The organism is Halosolutus gelatinilyticus (assembly GCF_023028105.1).
GTDB classification, from domain to species: Archaea; Halobacteriota; Halobacteria; order Halobacteriales; family Natrialbaceae; genus Halosolutus; species Halosolutus gelatinilyticus.
This window is the reverse complement of record NZ_CP095491.1, coordinates 2,769,091-2,789,744: the sequence shown is the minus strand read 5'-3', so window position 1 is coordinate 2,789,744 and position 20,654 is coordinate 2,769,091. Positions and strand designations below refer to the sequence as shown.

At 66.2% G+C, this 20,654-nt stretch carries 20 protein-coding genes and 1 tRNA gene; 12 read left to right on the top strand and 9 right to left on the bottom strand.

Annotated elements, in window-relative coordinates; translation table 11 throughout:
• The first annotated feature begins 37 nt into the window (after window positions 1-37).
• From sufB to MUH00_RS13740, 5 genes are all read left to right on the top strand, one after another.
• Window positions 38-1,468: a Fe-S cluster assembly protein SufB gene (gene sufB, locus MUH00_RS13760; protein ID WP_246999475.1), complete on the top strand. Its 1,431-nt coding sequence runs from the start codon at window positions 38-40 to the stop codon at window positions 1,466-1,468.
• 1 nt (window position 1,469) lies between these two features.
• Window positions 1,470-2,690 (top strand): Fe-S cluster assembly protein SufD, encoded by a 1,221-nt coding sequence (sufD, locus tag MUH00_RS13755; protein WP_246999474.1) that lies wholly within the window; start codon window positions 1,470-1,472, stop codon window positions 2,688-2,690.
• Between the two features lie 180 nt (window positions 2,691-2,870).
• Window positions 2,871-3,899: a hypothetical protein gene (locus tag MUH00_RS13750; RefSeq protein WP_246999472.1), complete on the top strand. Its 1,029-nt coding sequence runs from the start codon at window positions 2,871-2,873 to the stop codon at window positions 3,897-3,899.
• A gap of 53 nt (window positions 3,900-3,952) precedes the next feature.
• On the top strand, window positions 3,953-4,447 hold the full coding sequence (locus tag MUH00_RS13745) for a ferritin-like domain-containing protein (protein ID WP_246999464.1): 495 nt from the start codon (window positions 3,953-3,955) through the stop codon (window positions 4,445-4,447).
• Between the two features lie 106 nt (window positions 4,448-4,553).
• Complete coding sequence (locus MUH00_RS13740) at window positions 4,554-4,988, top strand: metal-dependent transcriptional regulator (protein WP_246999462.1); 435 nt, start codon at window positions 4,554-4,556, stop codon at window positions 4,986-4,988.
• A 48-nt stretch (window positions 4,989-5,036) separates the two neighbouring features.
• Here MUH00_RS13740 and MUH00_RS13735 read toward each other — a convergent pair whose 3' ends face one another.
• The 3 genes from MUH00_RS13735 to MUH00_RS13725 form a co-directional block, all read right to left on the bottom strand.
• The gene (locus tag MUH00_RS13735; RefSeq protein WP_246999458.1) at window positions 5,037-6,866 is read right to left on the bottom strand and encodes a phospholipase D-like domain-containing protein; all 1,830 of its coding nucleotides are present in this window, start codon (window positions 6,864-6,866) and stop codon (window positions 5,037-5,039) included.
• Between the two features lie 114 nt (window positions 6,867-6,980).
• On the bottom strand, window positions 6,981-8,351 hold the full coding sequence (locus tag MUH00_RS13730; protein WP_246999456.1) for a HEAT repeat domain-containing protein: 1,371 nt from the start codon (window positions 8,349-8,351) through the stop codon (window positions 6,981-6,983).
• Window positions 8,352-8,417: 66 nt separating this feature from the next.
• Window positions 8,418-9,146 carry a protein sorting system archaetidylserine synthase gene (locus tag MUH00_RS13725; RefSeq protein ID WP_246999454.1) on the bottom strand — a complete coding sequence of 243 codons (729 nt, stop codon included), beginning with the start codon at window positions 9,144-9,146 and terminating at the stop codon, window positions 8,418-8,420.
• A gap of 186 nt (window positions 9,147-9,332) precedes the next feature.
• On the opposite strand from MUH00_RS13725, the gene MUH00_RS13720 reads away from it, so the two are divergent.
• Window positions 9,333-9,770 carry a cupredoxin domain-containing protein gene (locus MUH00_RS13720; RefSeq protein WP_246999453.1) on the top strand — a complete coding sequence of 146 codons (438 nt, stop codon included), beginning with the start codon at window positions 9,333-9,335 and terminating at the stop codon, window positions 9,768-9,770.
• A 287-nt stretch (window positions 9,771-10,057) separates the two neighbouring features.
• Here the strand turns inward: MUH00_RS13720 and MUH00_RS13715 are convergent, their stop codons facing one another.
• From MUH00_RS13715 to MUH00_RS13695, 5 genes are all read right to left on the bottom strand, one after another.
• Complete coding sequence (locus MUH00_RS13715; protein WP_246999451.1) at window positions 10,058-10,699, bottom strand: 30S ribosomal protein S3ae; 642 nt, start codon at window positions 10,697-10,699, stop codon at window positions 10,058-10,060.
• Window positions 10,692-10,991 carry a KEOPS complex subunit Pcc1 gene (locus MUH00_RS13710; protein WP_246999442.1) on the bottom strand — a complete coding sequence of 100 codons (300 nt, stop codon included), beginning with the start codon at window positions 10,989-10,991 and terminating at the stop codon, window positions 10,692-10,694. Before MUH00_RS13710 ends, MUH00_RS13715 begins: the two co-directional genes overlap by 8 nt.
• Complete coding sequence (locus tag MUH00_RS13705) at window positions 10,988-12,181, bottom strand: exonuclease (RefSeq protein ID WP_246999440.1); 1,194 nt, start codon at window positions 12,179-12,181, stop codon at window positions 10,988-10,990. Before MUH00_RS13705 ends, MUH00_RS13710 begins: the two co-directional genes overlap by 4 nt.
• A gap of 15 nt (window positions 12,182-12,196) precedes the next feature.
• Window positions 12,197-12,664, bottom strand: a complete 468-nt coding sequence (locus tag MUH00_RS13700) for a 30S ribosomal protein S15 (protein ID WP_246999438.1) — start codon at window positions 12,662-12,664, stop codon at window positions 12,197-12,199.
• A gap of 617 nt (window positions 12,665-13,281) precedes the next feature.
• A complete protein-coding gene (locus MUH00_RS13695; RefSeq protein ID WP_246999436.1) occupies window positions 13,282-14,883 on the bottom strand; it encodes a long-chain-fatty-acid--CoA ligase in 1,602 nt (533 codons plus the stop codon).
• 374 nt (window positions 14,884-15,257) lie between these two features.
• On the opposite strand from MUH00_RS13695, the gene MUH00_RS13690 reads away from it, so the two are divergent.
• From MUH00_RS13690 to MUH00_RS13665, 6 genes are all read left to right on the top strand, one after another.
• Complete coding sequence (locus MUH00_RS13690; protein WP_247003973.1) at window positions 15,258-15,950, top strand: ABC transporter ATP-binding protein; 693 nt, start codon at window positions 15,258-15,260, stop codon at window positions 15,948-15,950.
• Entirely contained in the window at window positions 15,940-17,232 is a 1,293-nt protein-coding gene (locus MUH00_RS13685) for an ABC transporter permease (protein ID WP_246999435.1), read from the top strand. The genes MUH00_RS13690 and MUH00_RS13685 overlap by 11 nt, the downstream gene beginning before the upstream one ends.
• On the top strand, window positions 17,229-18,485 hold the full coding sequence (locus MUH00_RS13680; RefSeq protein ID WP_246999433.1) for an ABC transporter permease: 1,257 nt from the start codon (window positions 17,229-17,231) through the stop codon (window positions 18,483-18,485). The genes MUH00_RS13685 and MUH00_RS13680 overlap by 4 nt, the downstream gene beginning before the upstream one ends.
• Before the next feature lie 133 nt (window positions 18,486-18,618).
• Window positions 18,619-18,690 (top strand) — tRNA-Ala (locus MUH00_RS13675).
• Between the two features lie 475 nt (window positions 18,691-19,165).
• Complete coding sequence (locus MUH00_RS13670; protein WP_246999431.1) at window positions 19,166-19,585, top strand: hypothetical protein; 420 nt, start codon at window positions 19,166-19,168, stop codon at window positions 19,583-19,585.
• 151 nt (window positions 19,586-19,736) lie between these two features.
• Complete coding sequence (locus MUH00_RS13665; protein WP_246999429.1) at window positions 19,737-20,234, top strand: hypothetical protein; 498 nt, start codon at window positions 19,737-19,739, stop codon at window positions 20,232-20,234.
• A gap of 116 nt (window positions 20,235-20,350) precedes the next feature.
• On the opposite strand, the gene MUH00_RS13660 is transcribed toward MUH00_RS13665, so the two are convergent.
• A complete protein-coding gene (locus MUH00_RS13660; protein ID WP_246999427.1) occupies window positions 20,351-20,572 on the bottom strand; it encodes a hypothetical protein in 222 nt (73 codons plus the stop codon).
• Window positions 20,573-20,654 lie beyond the last annotated feature (82 nt).

Sequence of the window (20,654 nt, the reverse complement as noted above, 5' to 3'; positions counted from 1 at the left end):
ATAACCCTGCAGCCGTAACCATATACACAATCAAATTATGAGTTCCGAACAAGATCACCTCAAAGAAACCGACACCGAAGCGCGGTTCGAGTTCAAGAAGGAACAGAACGCCGCGGTAAAATCCGACAAGGGGCTGACCGAGGAGATCATCCGGATGATCTCCGAGGACAAGGACGAGCCCGACTGGATGCTCGAGCGGCGCCTCCGCGCGCTCAAGCAGTACCAGAACATGCCGATGCCGACGGACTGGCCCGGGCAGCCGGACCTGTCCGAACTGGACGTCCAAGAGATCGTCCCGTACATCCGGCCGGACGTCGACAAGCGCGAAGGCGTCGACGACTGGACGGAACTGCCCGACGAGATCAAGGACACCTTCGACAAGCTCGGCATCCCGGAAGCGGAGAAGAACGCCCTCTCCGGCGTGGGTGCCCAGTACGAGTCCGAGATCGTCTATCAGAACATGCAGGAGCAGTGGGAGGAAAAGGGCGTCATCTTCTGCAACATGGACGAGGCCGTTCGGGAGCATCCCGAACTCGTCAAGGAGTACTTCATGACGACCTGCGTGCCGCCGAGCGACAACAAGTTCGCAGCGCTACACGGCGCCGTCTGGTCCGGCGGGAGCTTCGTCTACGTCCCCGAGGACGTCACGGTCGAGATGCCCGTCCAGGCGTACTTCCGCATGAACTCCGAGGGGATGGGCCAGTTCGAGCACACGCTCATCATCGCCGAACCCGGCAGCGAGGTCCACTACATCGAGGGCTGTTCCGCGCCCAAGTACGGCACCCACAACCTCCACTCCGGCGGCGTTGAGGTCTTCGTCAAGGAGGACGCCCACGTCCAGTACTCGACCGTCCAGAACTGGTCGAAGAACACCTTCAACCTCAACACCAAGCGCGCCATCGTCGAGGAGAACGGCACGATGGAGTGGGTCTCCGGCAGCATGGGCTCGAAGGCCACCATGCTCTACCCGTGCTCGATCCTCAAGGGGCGCGGCGCGACCGACACCCACATCACGATCGCCTTCGCCGGCAAGGGCCAGAACATCGACACCGGTGCGAAGGTCTACCACAACGCGCCGAACACGAAGTCGACCATCGAGTCCAAGTCGATCTCCAAGGACGGCGGCCGCACCAACTACCGCGGTCTCGTCCACATCGCCGACGGCGCCGAGAACTCCTCCACTGCGGTGGAGTGCGACGCGCTGATGTTCGACAACGAGTCCACCTCGGACACCATGCCGTACATGGAGATCGAGGAGTCGAAGGTCGACGTCGCTCACGAGGCGACGGTCGGCAAGATCGGCGACGAGGACATCTTCTACCTCCAGAGCCGCGGTCTGGACGACGACGACGCCAAGAAGATGATCGTCGCCGGCTTCATCGAGCCGATCACGGAGGAACTGCCGATCGAGTACGCGGTCGAACTCAACCGTCTCATCGAACTCGAGATGGAAGGGAGCCTCGGATAATATGAGCGCAGGAACGCAGGTACACGCCAATCTGACCGAAGAACAGGTACGCGAAATCAGCGAGGGACTCGACGAGCCCGACTGGCTGCTCGAGACGCGTCTCGAGGCGCTCGAGGCGCTCTCCGGGCTCGACATGCCCGACGTCATCCGAACGCCGGGTCGCAACTGGACGAACCTCCACGAGCTCGACTTCGAGTCGCTCGTGGACCCGCTGAACGTGGCGGAGAACAAAGACCAGGTCGGCCCCGATGAGGCCGACGTCCTGCCCTGGAGCGAGGCGGTCGACGAACACGAGGAGCTCCTCCGGGAGCACTTCGGCTCCGTCGTCGATCCCCAGGAGAACTACCTGACGGCGCTCTCGACGGCGCTGTTTAGCACCGGGACCGTGATCTACGTCCCCGAGGGTGTCGACGCCGAGGACGTCACGATTCGGACCGAGCAGAACTCCCGCTCGCTGTTCAACTACACGCTCGTCGTCACCGAGGAGTCCTCCTCGGTCACGATCCTAGAGCGCCAGTCGACCGGCGCCGAGCAGGACGAACAGTACTACAGCGGCATCGTCGAGGTCGTCGCCGGCGAGAACAGTTCGGTTCAGTACGGCAGCCTCCAGAACCTCTCGGAGGAGGCCTACAACTTCGCGCTCAAGCGCGGCGACGCCGACACCTACGCGACGATCAACTGGATCGAGGTCAACCTCGGTACCCAGCTGACGAAGTCCGGCGTCTCCACGGAGCTCAACGGCGATTCCTCGGAGACCCAGATCGTCGGGGCCTTCTACGGCCACAACGACCAGCACTTCGACCTCGACGCGAAGGTCTGGCACCGCGCCGAGCACACGACGGCCGACCTCGTCACCCGCGGCGTCACTGACGACATCGCCCGATCGGTCTACGAGGGCGTCCAGGACGTCGGCAAGGACGCCTGGGATACCAGCTCCTACCAGCGCGAGAACACCCTGATGCTCTCCGACGAGTCCGAGGCCGACGCCTCGCCGAAGCTGATCATCAACAACCACGACACCGAGGCCAGCCACTCGGCGACGGTCGGCCAGATCGACCGGGAGGACCTGCTGTACATGACCTCCCGCGGTGTCGATCCGCGCGCTGCGCGCAATATGCTCGTCGAGGGCTTCTTCGTGCCGGTCTTAGAGGAGATCGCCGTCGACGAACTGCGCGACGATCTCGAAGAACTGGTCGCCGCGCGACTCCGCCAGCGCAACTGATCGGGTACTCTTCCTCGAAACGGGATTTTGCGGTTCTACGTCTCGGTTTTCCGCCGATCGAGCAGCGGTAGCTCCCGCGTCCGCACGGCTCGCGATCGCTCCTGAGTTTTCTCTCGACGATCGTCGGCGAGGGGATCGTCTGACGACCCTTTTAGTACGCCAGTGGTGTACCGGGTGTCGATGCGGTCCCTGCCAGTCGAACTGGACGACGAGACGTTCGAGACGCTCGAGACGGAGCGACGGCTGATCGGCTTCGACAGCCGGAGCGCGTACGTCCGATGGATCATCGAGCACCGCGCCTCGATCACGGAGGAACCCGACGGATCGGAGCGGATTCTCGAGGCGTATCGCGATCGGATCGTCGATCTCGAGCGCCGACTCGCGACACTGGCCGATCGCGACGAGAGAGCGGACTCCGACGCGCAACCGACGACGCCTACCGACGAATCGGCCGCCACCGCAGCGGACCCCGACGACGAAGCGGCGGCGAACGGCTCGAGAGCAAGCGGGGATTCCGATAGCGGGTGGACTCGCTCGGAGCGCTATCCCTCGATCGAGTTTCGCGGCTCGCCGCGGACCACCGTCTCCCGCGATCGGGCCGTCGATACCGTCGATTTCCCCGACGGTACCGAGCGAACCGACTCCGATCGTAGGCGGGAACGGACGGCCGACTCGCGGCCGACCGACGTGGAATCAACGTCGGCGTCCGACGAAGCCGGGACCGACGCGTCCGGACTCGAACCCGAGCGCGTCGTACGCATCCGAGGAGACCCCGTCTCTGAGGACGCGGACGTGCTCGAGACGGTCGAACTCGATCGGCTGGACGAACTCTCCAGACGGGCGGTCGCGAAGACGCGATCGCGGTTGGACCGGCCGGTCGAAACCGGCCTCGAGTACCGATCGTCCACCGAGTTGGGCGACGAGACGATCCGACCGGGCGCGGACGTCGTCGATCTCGACTCGCTGTCGGTCCCCGGTCGGTCGGACGCGGAGGTCGAGGCCAGACGCGAGGTCGCCGGCCGAGCGATCGCGTTCCTCAAGGACCGAGGGCGGGCGCGCAAATCCGACTTCGTCGACGCGCTGTACGAGAGGCATCCCGCTGGGTACGAGACGGTCGAGGGCTGGTGGTCGTGTCTGAAGCGGACGCTCAAGCAGGTCGACGCGATCGACGGCGGCGGCGGCCGACGCGTGTGGCGGTACACGGGTTGACTCGCCACGATCGGATGCAGGAAGTTAAGTAGCATGCACACGGAAGACCAGCTATGAGTTTGGGACAGCGCGTCTCGAGCGACCACCAGCTCGCCCGACTGCTGCAGATCGGGGTCGTGCTCGAGGAGGTCGTCGAGTCACGCGCCGCCCACCACCTCGACTCCCTGCCCGCCGAACAGCGCGAGGCGATCGACGAGGAGGTGGAGGAGCTGCTCGCCGAGGCCGCCGCGGAGTCGGCCGACCACCGCGAGCGGCTCGAGGCGCTGGTCGACGACCTCGACGCCGAGACGGTCGAATACGAGGAGATCAACCAACTGGTCGACGCCCGGTACGGCCCGCCGGAGGACACGGACGGCGTCCTCTACGACCAACTGGCCAACGAGGAGACGGCGTACAAGTTCTACGACGATCTGATCGCGGCGATCGAAGCCTCGGACGCGACGTTCGCGATCGATCGCGATCGGCTCCTCGAAACGCTCTATGACATCCGCGAGGAGGAACGCGACGGCGTCCAGGAGGTTACCGAGATCATGGAGCACAGAGCATGACCGGTGCGTCAGTCGTCGTTCGACGCACCCGGCCCGCGCTTCGAGGCGCCGTGCGACCGCGAGAACCGGCCACAGAATACGTCGCAATCACCGATGGAGGGAGTCAATGAATACCGCAGATCAGTATCTCAAAGCGATCTACCTCGCCCAGCGCATCGAAGACGGTCCGGCCTCGACCGGCACGCTCGCCGACCTGCTCGATGTCAGTCCGGCGAGCGTCAACGAGATGATCGGTAAACTCGAGGGTCGAGGGCTCGTCGATCACGAGAAGTACAAGGGTGCCAGCCTAACCAACGAGGGCCTCGAACGCGCTCACGACGCCCTCCAGACGTACTGTATCATCGAGCGATTCCTCGCGAACGTCCTCGAAGTCGAGGAGTTCCGGGAGGAAGCCCGCGCGCTCGAGAGCGTCATCGACGACACCGTCGCCGAGCGCCTCGACACCATCATCGATCGGCCCGAGCAGTGCCCCGACTGTTTCGATCCCGAACGCGACTACTGCAAGCACCTCGAACTCGAAGCCGACGGTCACGCGGACTGAATCGGCCGCGCCGACGAATCGTTCTCAGCGCAACGCACCGGAGATGTATCACCGCCGCTTTCGAGACGGCGCTTCCGAAACCGCCCGTTGTTCGTCACCGAACCGAACGTACCGTCGCCCGACGATCGCCGCAGCCGCGAGCGCGAGGACGACCGGGAGCGTGAGCTCGATCGGGAACGACCACCCCTCGCGCTCCCAGTCGCCTTCGAAGACGTCGGCGTAGTAGGCGGCCGCGGCTTCGCCGTGGAGGACGAGCAGGACTTCTCGATTTTCCCGCAGGGAGTTGTCGTTCCAGTTGGCGCTGCCGACGACCGCCGTCTCTCGATCGACGACGATCCCCTTGGCGTGGATCTTCTCGAACCGGTTCCACCGTTCGTCGTCTACGAGACGAACGTCGAGGTCGAGGTCGTCGCGCGCGGCCGCCCGATCGAGGCGCGCTGCAAGGCGTTCGTGTTCGTCCGCGACGTACCACGACCCGTCGAGGAGGAGTCGGACCGTGACCCCGCGTCGCGCGGCGTCGATCGACGCTTCGAGCAGGGAGACGTCGGGGTCGACGCCGGCCTGTTCGATGAGCAGTTCGTCGTCGGCCGACGCGAGCAGCTCCTTCAACCGCGGCTCGGCGTTGTCCGGTGCGAGCAGGAGTTCGGCCGACTCGACGGGCATCGTCGTTGGAGGGTGGTCGGCGTCGAACTCGCGGGCCGGCGAGGGGTCGTCCGCGACGAACGACGCATTCTCGACGTGTGCCGGCCCCGGTTCGGTGTCCCAGCCGTCAAAATCGGCCTCGAACACCGCCGCGAGCCCGTCCGCGAGGTCGCCGTCGGAAACGCGGACGCCCCAGCCGCGATTCGACGCACCGCCGACGCCCGACGGCTTCCAGTTCTCGGTCGTGATGAGGACGGCGTCGTCTGCGACGAGGTACTTCGCGTGGTGGTAGCGGTATCGGGCACCCTCGCCGCCGATGACGCGAACGTCAATTCCGGCGGCGTCGAGCCTCTCGATTCGCGTCCGAGTTTCCTCGGGAGCGCCGCCGACCGGACCCGACTCCAGCAAGACGGCGACGTCGACGCCGCGATCGGCCGCGTCGACGAGGTCGGCGGCGATCGCCTCGTCGGTGAAGGTGTAGCCGGCGAGCAGGAGCCGGTCCTCGGCGTTCCGGATCGTCTCCCGCGGAACGTCGGGGGAGTCGGGGAGCACGAACGCCGTCGCCTCCTCCGGATCGAACGTCGAGACGGGGAGACAGGTGGCGTCGCGGGGCCACCACCGGCCGCGAGCGGCGGCGTCGGCTGCCGAATCGCTTTCGGCCGCTCGATCGCTCCGGTACCACCGTTCCGCGAGCGGCGCTCGATCGTAGGCCACGGTATCGAGCGTTGTCGTACCGTTTCGAAGGGAGAGTTCGTCGCCGTCGACCGCGAGCCGGAGCGTTCCGTCGAGTTCGAGGACGGGGTCGGCGGTCAGCGGCTCGGTCGCGGCGGGATCGGCGCTCAGGGCGATACGCCCCGAGACGGTCTCGTTCGGCAGGCGTGCGGTCGTGTGCCCGTCGGTGATCGTCCAGTTCTCGAGAGCGGTCTCGGGCGGCGTCTCGAGAACGAGGTACTCGCCGACGTTGCCGTGCACCGTCGGGTTCGGATAGAGTTCGACGATTCGGGGAGGACCGACGGTCGCCGACGATCGGTCATCGGATCGGTGGCGATCGGCGGGACAACGAAGACCGTCCGCGTCTCCGTCTGCGTTCGCCCTCAGCGCTTCGGACTCCGGACCGATCGCGTCCGGCGACAGTTCCGGCGTCGCGGACGCGGTCGCGATGGCTCCGACCGGCAGCGCGAGCATCGCGCTCGCGATCAGGATGACGAGGCCGACGATGGACGCCCGATCGGACATCGACGTGTCTGGCCGCCCCTCGGTACTTAAACTCCGGCGTCGACAGAACAGGAACGCGTGTCGGCGGCGATTCGAGGGGATTCGGATCGATTCGGGCGGCCGGATCTGGACGGGTCAGGCGACCGGTTCGAGATCGACGTTCTCGGCTTCGGCCTGGACGAGGTACGCGCGATCGTCCTCGTACTCGGCGACGATCTCGAGGGCCTCCCGCGTCCCGATCTGGTTGAGCGCCCACGCGGCGCTGGCGCGAACGCGATCGGACTCGTCGTCTTCGAGGACGTCCGCGAGCGGCTCGATCGCGCGGGTGTCGCCGATCAGGCCGAGCGCGCGGGCGGCCCAGCTACGGACGTCCGCTTCGTCGGCGACGAGTTGCTGGGCGATCGGTTCGACCGCCTCCTCGGCGCCGATCTCGCCGAGGGCGCGAAACGCCGGCTGCTGGAGGTTCGGGTTGGTGTCGACGTAGTCCAGCAGGGTGTCGACGACCTGCTCGTCCTCGACGCCGATCTTGCCGAGGACGCGCATCGCAGCCTGATCCCGGCGGTTCGCCTTCTGGAGCATCGGTTCGGTGGCTTCCTCGGGCCCCATCCGTTCTAAGGCCTCCATGCAGTGTTCCTCCATGAAGCCAGAGTCGAACGTCTCGAGCGCCAGCAGGATCATATCGACGTTGCCCCGCTTTTCGTGGACTTTCAGCGCGTGCCACTCGGGTGGAAAGTCCTTGACGTGATCGAGCACGTCGTAGAACCCCTCGCGGCGCAGCTGTTCGCGGATCTCGAGGTCCGTCCACTCGGTGGCGTCGTCGACGCCGCTCTCGAGGCCGTCGGTCGCGTCGAGCAGGCCGGCGATCGTCTCCGCGTCGTCGTCGGGGTCGAGATCGGCGCCCTCAACCGCCTCGACCGCGGAATCGAGGGTGGCGTCCAGCTGTTCCGAGACGTCCTCGCCCTCGTCGACCAGGGTGACGGCGCTTCCGAGCAGGTCGTTTAGCTCGGCGAGGAAGCCGTCGACGGCCTCGATCAGTTCCGCGTTCCCCTCCTCGGTCCAGCGGGTTCCCGTGATCGTGGCGCTCACGCCGTCGATTTCGCCGACGACGTCCTCGGCGTAGGGACCGCGCTGGTCTTCGAGATCGGATTCGAGGTCCGACACGTCGCTCTCGATGTCGTCGTACCGTTCCTGGAGTTCCTCCTCCGGCGTGACCGACTCCTCGTCCTCGTCTTCGTCCTCCGCCTCTTCCTCCGGCGGCTCCGGGACCTCGATCGTCTCGAGGTCCGATCGGAAGGCCTCGATGTCCTCCTCTACGACGTCGAGGTCGTCTTCGGTCTCGGCGGCCTCGAGGTCCGCGGCGAGCCCTTCGAGGTCGTCTTCGAGGGCTGTGAGGTCCGATCGGATCGCGTCGAGATCGACCGACTCCGCCTCTGCGTCCGCATCTGCCGTCTGCTCGGCGTCTTCGGCATCGTTCGACGATTCCGTATCAGCGTCTTCGTCGCTCATACTTCCACCTCCGGACGGCGCCGACGCGTGACAGTGACCATGCGTACAGGTCGTGTCAGCACGTTCCTAAGCGTTTCCATGCAGGCCCGTCTCGGCCGGCTGGGGCTCGTCGTCGCGCCAGTAGAACCAGGGGCTCAGCGTCATGTACGCGATGCCGAGCGTCAGGAGCGCGTACGGGAACGTCCGGCCGGCGAAGTCGGGGACGAGGATCGCGAGCGCGTGGACGACGCCCATGATCGCGGCGTCGCGCGCGAGCAGGTCCGGGTACGGGATGCGCGAGACCATCAGGTAACAGAACGCGCCGGTGATCGCCAGCACGAGCCGCGGGTCGGCGACGCCGGCGAGGATCGACGCGCCGATGACGGTCGCCGCGAGCGTCGTCTGGACGCCCTCGGTGTACGCGCCGGTCGTGTCGTACGCCGTGTAAAGTCCGAGCCTGGTGACGGCCATCGCGACGAACAGCGCGCTGACGGCCGCTACGAGCAGGAACTCGGGCGTGACGCGATCGAAGCCGATCCCGAGGCCGCCGCGGACCACGACGAAGGCGAGGACGGCGGGGGCGACGGCGAAGGAGGCGACGTCCGCGAGCGAGTCGAGGTACGGCCCCGCATCGGTCCCCCCGTAGCGCCGCGCGAGGATGCCGTCGAGCCCGTCCGCGATCGCCGCCAGCAGGATGAGCCGGGCGGCGAGGTGGATGTCGACGAACGCGACGACGACGGCGACGAAGCCGAGCGCGGCGTTGGCAATCGTCACCGCGTCCGCCGCGCCCAGGCGGCCGACGAAGCGGGGAAGCATACTCCCGGTTTCGACCGGCCGATACCTTACGTGTTTTCGTTCGGATCGCAATCGCCGACGGTCGATCGCGAAACGGGGTCGAACCGACGTCGCAGACCGAGGAGCGAACCGGCGGTCCGGCCAGCGCCGAACGTGTTCGACGGCCGAACCAGGGTCGTTATATCGCGACTCGCCCAATCGTCGCGTATGAATCGGCGCGCCCTGCTCGCCGCCCTCGGCTCCGGCACCGCCGCCGGCCTGTCCGGCTGTTCGTCCGTTCTCAACCTGTCCGGCGGCGACCCGTGCGACGGCGAGTCCTGCGACATCGGCATGACGCGAACCGAGTTCGTCCCCGAGACGTACGAGGTGCGCGTCGGCGAGACCGTCGTCTGGAAGAACACGAGCGAGGCCGTCCACACGGTGACGGCCTACGAGGAACTCATCCCCGACGACGCGACGTACTTCGCGACCGGCGGCTTCGAGAACCAGGCCGACGCCTACGACGCCTGGGGGGAAAGCCGCGGCGGCCGACTCGGGACGCGCGAGACGTTCGAGCACACTTTCGACGTCCCCGGAACCTACGAGTACGTCTGCATTCCGCACGAACGAGCCGAGATGAAAGGAACGATCGTCGTCACGGAGTAACCGATCCGGTACACGACAGAAAGTATTTATATTGGCGGGCAAATGCTCGAATTACCTCGGGTAGGGGTACACGAGGTATACGGTGTTTTTTAGGGACCAACCGATCGAGTCGCGACGCCGATCTGGATGGGGCTACCGGCCGTAGCAGCGGCTGTCGGACGGCGCGTTGCCAGCGTCGGATGAGTCCGGCTATCGCTCGCGAAGCCGCGACCGTCGCGTCGAAAAATCCGATCGGCAGTCGAGAGTCGACCGCGAATCGAGAATCGGGACCCGATCGACGACCGCGATCAGTCGTCGGCGGCGACGTCTTCCTCGTCGACGTCGACGGAGGTCGCCTCTTCTTCGGCGACTTCCTCGGGGTGGGCTTCGAGCGTCGCCTTTTGGATCTCGACGCGGCGCAGCGGGTAGATCGTCTTGGCTTCGCCGTAGATCGCCGACGAGAGCCGGCCCTCGACGACGCCGTCGATGAGCTCTTCGAAGGTGCGGTCGGCGGCCGCGTCCTCGACCATCTCGACCATCGTCTCGCGGATGGCTTGCTCCTGGCTCGCGTCGGCCTTCTTGGTGGTGAAGGCGACGGGCTGGACCTGCACGCGGTAGTCGTCCGTCGTAAGGACAGTGACATACGCCTCGATCTTGGAGGCGCCGCGGCGGACGAGCGAGCGCAGGTAGTCGCGGGTCAGCGAGTGCTCGATGAACTCCGTGTACGCCGCGTCGCTGCCGACGTCGGTCACCTTGAATGTGAGCTTCGTGTTGTTCTCGCTGGCGTTGTCGGTGAGTTCGCCCAGCGTCGTTTCGATGGTTCGGTCGTAGACCTTTTCCGGTTCGTCAGCGGGGGTCTGCCCGAGCTCCGTCCGGTCGAACTGCTCCGGTGCGAGCACGGTGTACCACCGCTTCTCCTGTTTCGCGCGTGAAACTGATCGTTCACTCATTGTTGGTATCTGGATCGCTATCGCTGTCGGACGCAGGTCCCGCGTCCGTCGGTTCCGCGTGCTGTGCAACCCGCATCGCGACGTCTACGTTGACGACGTAGTCGTCGACCGTCGAGTGGAGTCCGCTCGTCGTCTCGCGATCGATTCGCGTGCGGACCGCTCCCGGCTCGATCTCGGTCGGGGCGATCGCGGTCGTCTCCATCTCGTCGGTGTTGTCCGGGTCGAGCGCTCGCGCGAGCACGTCTGGATCGTCGTGTTCCGTCCGGATCGTCGCCGTCGCGCGCCGACTCATCGGAATCCCCTCACCGTCGCGATGATCGTCGACTCGTCCACGTCGGGGTCGTAGCGCAGGTAGCCGCGTCGGCGGGCGCCGTCGTACTCGACCTCGCCGTCGGTCTCGTCGGCGAGTTCGCGGGCGACGGCCTCGACGGTCGCGCCGAGGTCGTCCTCGCGAGCAGCCAGTCCCGCCTCGCCGTCGCCGATCGCGAGCGCGGTCGGCTCCGGAGAGCGGTAGGCCGCGGCGACGCGGGCGATCGCCTCGACGGGGCCGCCGTCGGTGCCGACGACGAACAGGCCGTCGTACCGTCCGGTCGACGCCTCGTCGAGCGCGGCGTGGGCGCGACGGCCGTGCTCGCGCCACGCCGAGAGCGCCGGGTCGACGGCGTCGTGGCCCATCGTAAGCGCGGCGCCGGTCCCGGGCTCGGTCCGGGCCGCCGCTGCGAGCACGTCGGCGTAGCCGCCGATCGTGGCGAACGCGCCGTCGGGGGTGGCGTACGGACGCAACGCGCGCTGGATCGCCGTCGCGGCCGTCTCGGACGCCGTCTCGTCGCCGACCGCGTCGAGCGCGACGACCGAGCCGATCGCCCGGTGGTCGTCTCCGTCGAGCGACTCGGGGTCGTCGCGGGCCGCGTCGGCGACGGCTCCGAGCGCCTCGCGCGTCGCCTCCGGATCGCCGGACCACGGCGCGCGAACGCGCGTGGAGTAGGCGATTCCGTCTACCGGGTCCGCGGTCGGAACGACGGCTCCGGGCCGTCGATCGATGAGTCCCCGATCGCGAGCGGCCTCGAGGAGCCACTCGCTCTCGCCCGCGCCGGGGTCGATCCCGGCGGCCGCGAGGCCGGCGAGCGCCAGGATCGGATCCGGCGTCGCGCCGAGTTCCCGCACGATCTCGCAGGCCGCGAAGGTGGCGGGACGGTCCGTCGTTCCGACGCGGGGAACGTCGGCGTCGGCGGTTCCGATCACGATCGTCTCGTCGCCCGCGCGATCGGTGTCGGCGCTCGCCGCCGCTTTGGCGGTCCGCGACGCGACGGTGCGGCCGATCGTCACCTGAAACGGCGTCCCGCGATCGGCCAGCGATCGGGCGAGCAGGCCGCTCGCGGCGAGACCGTCCCCATCGGCTCGCGTGACGAACCGAACGAAGCTCGCGCTCTCAATGGCGGCCGCGGCGGACGTCTGTTCGGCGGATCGACCCTCGGTGGACATCTGGTGGATAGTCGGTTAGCCTTCGAGCAGTTCCTTGGCCACGTCGTAGGAGTACGTGAAGTCGGGCTCGAGTTCGTCGCCGCGGTAGTAGGTGACCAGGCGGCGAACCTTCGACTCGGTGTTCTGCAGAGCGCGCTTGTTCTGGTGGTCCTGCGGGTTGGCCTGGACGTGCTCGCGCAGGCGCACGGCGCGTTCCATCAGGTTCCGGAGATCCTCGGGAACGTCCGCTTTCGCGTCGTTCTCCTCAAGGATCTCGGTGATCTTCTTGCCGGTCGCCAGTTTGACGTCCGGAACGGGCGTGCCCGTGACGCCTTCGTCACGCAGCGCGATCCCGATCTGGCTGGGATCGTGGCCCTGCTCCGCCAGTTCGACGACCCGCTCTTCGATCTTCTCGGGGTCGACGTCGCTCCACTCCGGGGGTTCGTCTGCCGCCGGCTTGTCCGAGCCGGACGAGCCACGGCGGCGGGTGTGCATTCGTGCCATTGGTAGAGGATAGGAATCGCACTGACCGCAGTCGCGTCTCGCGTGTAACCGGCTCTCGCCGGGTGCACTTCCGCAATCCCAAGCCGCCAGAATCGGCGGCGAGTCAGATTTGCGGCCGTGCGGTTCCCATCGGGTGTATCGCGAGCACCGACTAAAGGGTTGCGCCACGCGATCGATCGGTATCGGTCAGGTCGTGATCTCACAGCGCTGACGCAGTTGAGAATACCACGAAAGCCCCTGGCGGTATCCAGTCGAGGGGCTTGCTGCGCGTGGTTCGAGAGACCTGCGGTCTCTCGTCACTGAACCGAGCGAAGCTCGGCGAGGTCCAAAAGAGCGCATTGCGCTCTTTTGAAGATCACGAAAGACGCGGAGCGTCTTTCGAACGACCTCACTTCGGTCGGTGCTTACGGCGCCCGTCTTCCCGGATACCGCCAGCCCCTTTCAGTCCCGCCCGCGGTGGCAGTCCAATCAGCCGATACGGGTGGAAAGGGAATCGAGGGCTTTCGTAGTGCTTTCAGCAGTTATCGAGGGTCTACGGCAGTATCTGATCGCACCTCTACTCGATCGCGATCGCCGGTCCCCATCAAAAGGCCGATCGAAAAGTCCGCCCGAGCGTCCTATTGCTGACCGACTTTGCGCGCCTCGTCGTCCCAGTATTCCTCGCGAAGTTCGTACTTCTGGACCTTGCCGGTGGCCGTCTCGGGGAGGTCGTCGACGAAGTCGACGCTGGTCGGCTTCTTGTAGCTCGCCAGGTGCTCGCCGACGAAGCTCACGACGCCCTCCTCGTCGAGATCGGCGTCGTCCTTCGGGACGACCAGCGCCTTCGGCGTCTCGCCCCACTGCTCGCTCGGGACGGGGATGACGGCGGCTTTGAGGACGTCCGGGTGGTCGTAGAGGATATCCTCGACCTCGATGCTCGAGATGTTCTCCCCGCCGGAGATGATGATGTCCTTCTTGCGATCCTGGATGGCGATCATGCCGTCCTCGTCGATCGTCGCGAGGTCGCCGGTGTGAAAGTAGCCCTCGACGCGATCGTTGAAAGCCTCCTCAGTGGCGTCGGGCTTGTTCAGGTACCGGTCCATCACCTGATTCCCGCGGACGACGATCTCGCCGATCGTCGCGCCGTCGCGGGGGACGTCCTCGCCGTCCTCGTCGACGACCCGGACGTCGGTGCAGAGCGTCCCGAAGCCCTGTTTCACCTTGAGTTCGCGCCCGCGCTGGGCGAGGCGGCGCGGCGAGTTGCTCGTCGTGATGATCGGCGCGGTCTCGGTGAGGCCGTAGATGTGGATGATCCGCCAGCCGAACTCGTCCTCGACGGTCTCGATCGTGGCCGTCGCGGGCGCGCTCCCGGCCGTGGCGATGCGGACGTCGCGATCGCCGGTCGTCTCGACGTCGGCGTGTTCCTCGGCGTACGCGATGAGGTTGTTGAGCACCGTCGGCGCGCCGCACATGAACGTGACGTCGTCCTCGCGCACGCGATCAAACACACCTTGGGCGTCGAAGGTCCGCTGACAGACGTGCGTGCCGCCGGTGCCCGTGATCGCGTAGGTGTGGCCCCAGCCGTTGCAGTGGAACATCGGCAGCGTCCAGAGGTAGGTGTCGTCGTCCCTGATCTCCATGTGCTGGTTGAGCACCAGCGCGTGCCAGTGTTCGGTGCGGTGGGTTCTGACGACACCCTTGGGATCGCCCGTCGTCCCGGAAGTATAGTTGATGCTGGCGTCGTCGTCCTCGCTGATATCGGGCCGGTCGGGTTCCGCTGCGGACCGACCGTCGATGAACGCCTCGTAGTCGCGCCAGTCGTCGCCGGCTATCTCGTCCGCCCGGTACCCGACGAACGTCTCCGCCGGGATCTCGTCGCGGATCGGTTCGACCTTCTCGGCGTAGTCGTAGTCCGCGATCAGCGTTCCCGCCTCGCAGTCGTTCAAGATGTACTCGTACTCGCCCGTGGCCAGCCGGTAGTTAAGCGGAACGAACACGGCGCCGAGTTTGTTCGTCGCGTACAGGGCCTCGATAAAGTAGTGCGTATTCGGCGCGAGCAACGCGACGCGATCGCCCTGTTCGACCCCGCTGTCGACGAGCGCGTGAGCCAGCCGATTGACCCGATCGTTCACCTCGTCGTAGGTGTATTCGGTGCCGTCGTGCGCGACGACGCCGGTAACGTCCCCGTACAGGTCGACCGCCCGGTCCAGGAAGTCGGTGGTACGCATCTCCTGTTTCATGGTCTGGTATACGTTGGCACTAGACGATAGTCTGGGTCTAATTTCTTGCCACCGTTCGTGATCGCCGCGAACCGATCGCGCGCACGATTCGCGATCGGCGCGAGCCAGTTGTGCGACGCGAAACTCGGCCCGATCCGCGGATACGGCGGCGCTCGGGAGCCCTGGGCGGACGCAGCGGCGTCCGATCCTCGAACGAGGGGGTATCGCTCACCCGTCGCAGCCGCGGACGGCGAAACTGCCGCCTGATCTGTGGCAAACGAGTCCGAAACAATAGCCCCGGCCTGCGTCCGGTCGCCCAAGAGCAATCCGTGACACAATTCGATCGGACATCGCCGTCGCTTTCGCCGCACAGCACCGACGAGCAGGGCGAGGCGGTGGTTCGTCTCGACGCCGTCTCTCACGAGTACGGAACCGGGAGCCGGCGGTTTCGTCCGGGGAAAGACCGATCGGTGACCGCGCTTCGGGAGGTCTCCCTCGACGTCCGTCCGGGGACGATCGTCGGTCTCCAGGGCCCCAGCGGGAGCGGCAAGTCGACGCTGCTCCACGCAATCGCCGGCCTCCTCGTGCCGACGGCGGGGACGATCGAACTGTGCGGGACGGATCTGACGAGCCTCTCCGGCCGTGGGCGGACGCGGCTTCGGCGCCGGCACGTCGGCATCGTTTTCCAGCGCTTTCACCTCCTGCCGTCGCTCTCGGCGCGGGCGAACGTCGCGCTCCCGCTCGTCCAGCGGGGAATCCCGAAATCCGACCGGCGCGAGCGGGCGACGGCGCTGCTCGACGCGGTCGGGCTCGCCGACCGCGTCACGCACCTCCCCGGCGAACTCAGCGGCGGCGAACAACAGCGAGTCGCGATCGCGCGAGCGCTCGCGACGGACCCGGACGTGGTCGTCGCCGACGAACCGACGGGCGAACTCGACACTGACACCGGGACCGACGTGCTCGAGTTGCTCACCGACGTCGGACGCGACCGCGCGATCGTCGTCGCCTCCCACGACCCGAGCACGCTCGCCGTCGCCAATCGGGTGGTCACGCTCCGGGACGGACGGGTGATCGAGGATGGGCGGTGAGGATCCGGCGTACGGCGACGACGCCGGCACGCGCCGGAGCCGCTGGCGTGGACTCGTCGGCGTGACGATCGTTCGCCTCTGGAAGCGAGCGACGAAGACGCGATCGGGGCGGGTGCTCGCGACCGTCAGCGCCGTCGCCCTCACGATCGCGCTGCTGTTGCTCGTGACGGGGATCGCGTTGTCGCTTGCCGGCGGCGGGATCGCGACCGAGACCGACGCCGACGTCCGGGTCGCACCGGCGGACAGCGGGACGCTGTCGACCGTCGACGAGGTCGAGGGACCGCGACTCGGCGCCGCGAGCGAGCGGGCCGAGACGATCCGATCGGAGGAGGGCGTCGATCACGCCTCGCCCGTCCTCTACGAGACGGTCCAGCTCCAATCGGACGGCGGTGAGCCGAAGACCGTTCTCCTCGTCGGCGTCGTCCCCGACGAGCAGTCACGAACCGTCGCGGGCCTCCCGACGGACGAACTCGAGTCGGGCGACCGTCGCGACGCGACCGGCTCGAACGCCGGCCCGTCCGACCGTAAGATCGTCCTGTCGCGCGCGGCCGCGGAGCGCCTCAACGCGTCGACCGGCGACGACCTCGCCCAGTCGAACGATTTTACCCCCTCGAACGCCGATTCGGACGGCGACGCGGCGTGGAACGTGTCCGCGATCGAGACGGCGGGCAAGTCGGAATCAGCGAGCGGGACGCCGGTCGCCGTCGTCCACCTGCACGACCTCCAGTCGGCGTCCGGCGCCGACAACGGCGACCTCGCGAATCACCTCCTCGTCTGGGGGGATGTCGAGTCCGCGGAGGCGGCCGCCACCGAGGCGTACCCGAGCGCCAGCGTCGACCCGCTTGACGGGCACGACCCGTCGGCGCTGGCCGGTGACGGCCTGGCGCTCGCGACGAGTCTGCTCGCGCTCGTCGTCGGCGTCGTCATCTGCGCCTCGTTCGTCGCGACGACCGTCGGCATGACCGTCGACGACGACCGGCGCTCGATCGCCGTGCTCGAAGCCGTCGGGATCCCCACCCACGGTCGGCTCCTCGTGGTCGCGCTGACGACGCTGGCCACGACGCTGATCGGCGCGCTCCTCGGGATCGGGCTCGGAATCGCGGGGATCGCCGTCCTGAACGCGGTCGCCGGCGTGACCGCCGGACCGGGGTCCGTCGCGGCCTTTCACCCGCTGTTCGTCCCGTACGCGATCGTCGTCGCGCTGTTTTCGGGGCTCGTCGCCGTCCCCTATCCGATCGCGGTCGCCGCCCGGACGTCCGTCCTTCAGGAGGTGAGCCGATGAGCGTCCGCGAGGGGACGACGGGCGTCCGCGGCGCGAAGACGCGGGCGAGCGCCGTCGTCGGGATCGCGCTCGCACAGCTTCGCCGGTCGCCGGGCCGGACCGTGCTCACCGTCCTTGCGGTGATGCTGGCCGTGCTCTCGATGACGCTGCTCGCCGGCCTCGGCGTCGGCGTCATCGAGAAGGGCGAGGAGGGGCTCCAGAACGCCAATCGTGACATCTGGATCTCGAACGACCCGGTCGACCGATCCGCCAGCGGCACGGAGAACCCGATCGACGGCGCCCACGGCACCATCGCGGAGATCAACCAGCGAGAGGACATCCGGTCAGCGAGCCCGATCGCGATGCACGAGGTGTACGTGGGGACCGATCCCGGGTCACTGGAGCGCTACCCCGCCGTCGGGGTCCAGGAGACCCACGACAGGTTCAATTACGAAGCCGGCGGCGGATTCGAATTCGAAGCCGCGAACGAAGCCGCCGCGAGACGATCTGACGAACTGCAGTACGGCGAGATCATCCTCGATCCGCGGATCGCCAAAGCCCACGACGCCGAGGTCGGCGACACGATCTACGTCGGAACGAGCCGCGAGACGGCACCCGAGTACGAGTTCACCGTCGTCGGCATCTCCGCCTACCACTCGCAGTTCCTCGGCTCGCAGGCGATCACGGTCCCGTTCGCGGACCTCCAGACCGTCGCCGGGACGAGCGGCACCGATCGCGCGACGTTCATCACCGCCGAGGTGACGGAGGACGCCGATCGGGACGCGGTACGGGACGACCTCGCCGCGGAGTACCCCGACTACGACGTCCGCACGAGCGACGAGCAGGTCGAATCGATGATCGAAGATCGACCCGTGATCATCGCCAGCGGCGCCACGCTGATCGTCCTCGCCGTCGTCGGCGGTATCGCGCTGACGGTCAACGTCTTCGCGCTCGCGACCGCCCGCCAGCGCGGCGAACTCGCGGCCCTCCGAGCGATCGGCCTCTCCCGCTGGCTGCTCGCGGGCACGATCGCCGTCCAGGGGGTCGTCGTCGGCGTCCTCGGCGGCCTGGCCGGCCTCCTCGCTACCCGCCCGATCGCCGACGGGCTGAACGCCCTGGCTGCTTCCGTAGTGGGGTTCGACAACCTCCTACAGACCTCGCCCGTCGTGTACGCGATCGGGTTCGTCCTCGCGATCGTCGTCGGGACGATCGTCGCGGCGATCACCGGCTGGCGAGCGGGCCGGTACGCGCGAATCGAACACCTGAAACAATAGTTCGGAGAATGCGGGTTTCGATCGGAGCCGTTTTGGGGTCCGTGAGCGATCAGCACGATAGCGGTTCCCCCACGCTGTCGGCGAATATCGAGGGGTTTATACGGTCGTGCGTGAAAGCTGCTACTGCGATCGAGGGCTCGTAGATCAGCGGTAGATCACTCCCTTGGCATGGGAGAGGCCCCGGGTTCAAATCCCGGCGAGTCCACTCGAAATTAATTCCCGCGAGCGATGAGTATCACCGCACGGGAGAGGGTTCTAAATGGTCGAAATCAGTAGAATCGGCTAATTCTGACACCGCCGTAGGGAAGAGAGAGCACCGGAAAACTCGGCGGACCTCGACGACGTCGGGCGGTGAGCAAAGGGAGTACGACCCCTACGCACCGGTCTGCAACTACTGCGGCCTACCGATCGACCACGACCATCGGAAGTGCTCTGCGCTTGAGGAGGGGGTATGTCGACCGTGATTCTTCGCTGCGAGTGCGATGGGTTGAACGAACTCGCCGGGCGGGCACTTGGCGACCGCCACTGTGATCAATCCCTGCACGGCGGAGGTGTCGGGCGGTGACCCGATACTGCCCTCACTGCGGCGGCCGGATGAAGCCGGAGACGAGTCCGGGCGGTATCCCACAGATTGTCTGTGAGAACGGGCCGCACCCCGTCGGGGAGGTGTATCGAGGATCATGAGCGCGTTTCCGCAACCGACGGACGGAGAACCACTCGATTTCCACACCGAACGGGACGAGCAGTCGCGATCGTGGACTCGAGCCCGACCCAACGCCGCGCTGATCGAGCGGTTCGGACGGTTCGGTTACAAGGTGACGCTTCGAGGCGGCGAGGACGTCCACTACTGCGCCCTCGGAGTAGAGGAGGACAAGTACATCGGGCGGTGCGACTGCAAAGGCTGGAAGTATCACGACGGTCCCTGTGCGCACCTCTGCACGCTCAGGAAAGCCGCCTTCATCGGACTCATCGACGTCGAGAAAACCGATGGCAGCCCCGGCGACGAGCACGAAATGCGGCAGATGACCGGGGAGACGTTCGACGGAGAACGATTCGACGGCGCCATAGAGCGGGCTCAGGAGGAGGTGTGCCACCGATGACGCACGCACCCGCGCGCGATAGCCCTCCGCGGGCATCCCCCAGGGGGCGTGTGGCTAAACTGTCTATCTCGACGCCGTCTGCGTGTTCACCCGTGAACACGATGGGGTCAAACACCCCCGATTCTGTGTACACGTCGGCAGGTGGTCGTCGATGAGCCGGATGGGTGCCGAAGGCTACAGTAGCGCCGGTCAAACCCGTCTCAGTGCGAAAGTCGACGCGAAACTAAAGGAGGATTTCAAGGCCGCCTGCGAATCACTCGGCGAGACGATGACCGACGTCATCGAGGAGCAGATGCAAGACGTAGTCTCTGAGTATGGTTGCGTCGACGTCGACAGTAGGGACGACGGGTACTATCCGGCTGATCCTCAGCTGCGTGAACTGTACGAAGCATGCCTCAAGTACGCGACGGAAGACCTGAAAATCTACCAGCGGCGTCACGCTGGAAGTATCGCCCAGGAGACTCGGCAAGTGAGTAAGAACGAACTCCCAGACGCGCTAATGCCTCTCCGGCAGCAGGGATTCGTTGCGCTTGGAGCAATGCTGATCGGTCTCTCCGGCGAAGCGCTTCATCGCTGGCGGAACTGGTACGTCAAACCGCCGTGCGCTGATCCGAAACAGTGGAAGTACCGGGAAGGTAACGCGAACTGAGTAATAGGGGCATCTATGATGCCCTCATGCATGTAATCGAGAGCAAAGTTTCGTTCTTACGACTGAGTCGTGAATCGGCTGATCAATATCAGATGCGTATACAGCAAAGAGTGGCCTTAGATATTAGAAATCGAATATCCATTCTTGGAAAGAACTGCCTTAACGTCCTCTTTATAGTTTGAGGGAATATCTTCACGGGCAGCCGCTTCTCCGTTATCATCTACAATGTCAAATTCAATCGTCACTGTAGAGACATCATCATGTTCATCAATACCGATCAGTTCAACAAGCAATCCATCACCAAATGGATGGATTGTCATGGATTCAATCTCTTTCATAGGTCCTGAAACGGCGTATATGGAGCTTCGGCCTGACTCAACATAATTTTTGAGTCGAGGTGATCGTTACCGTCCCGAGCAT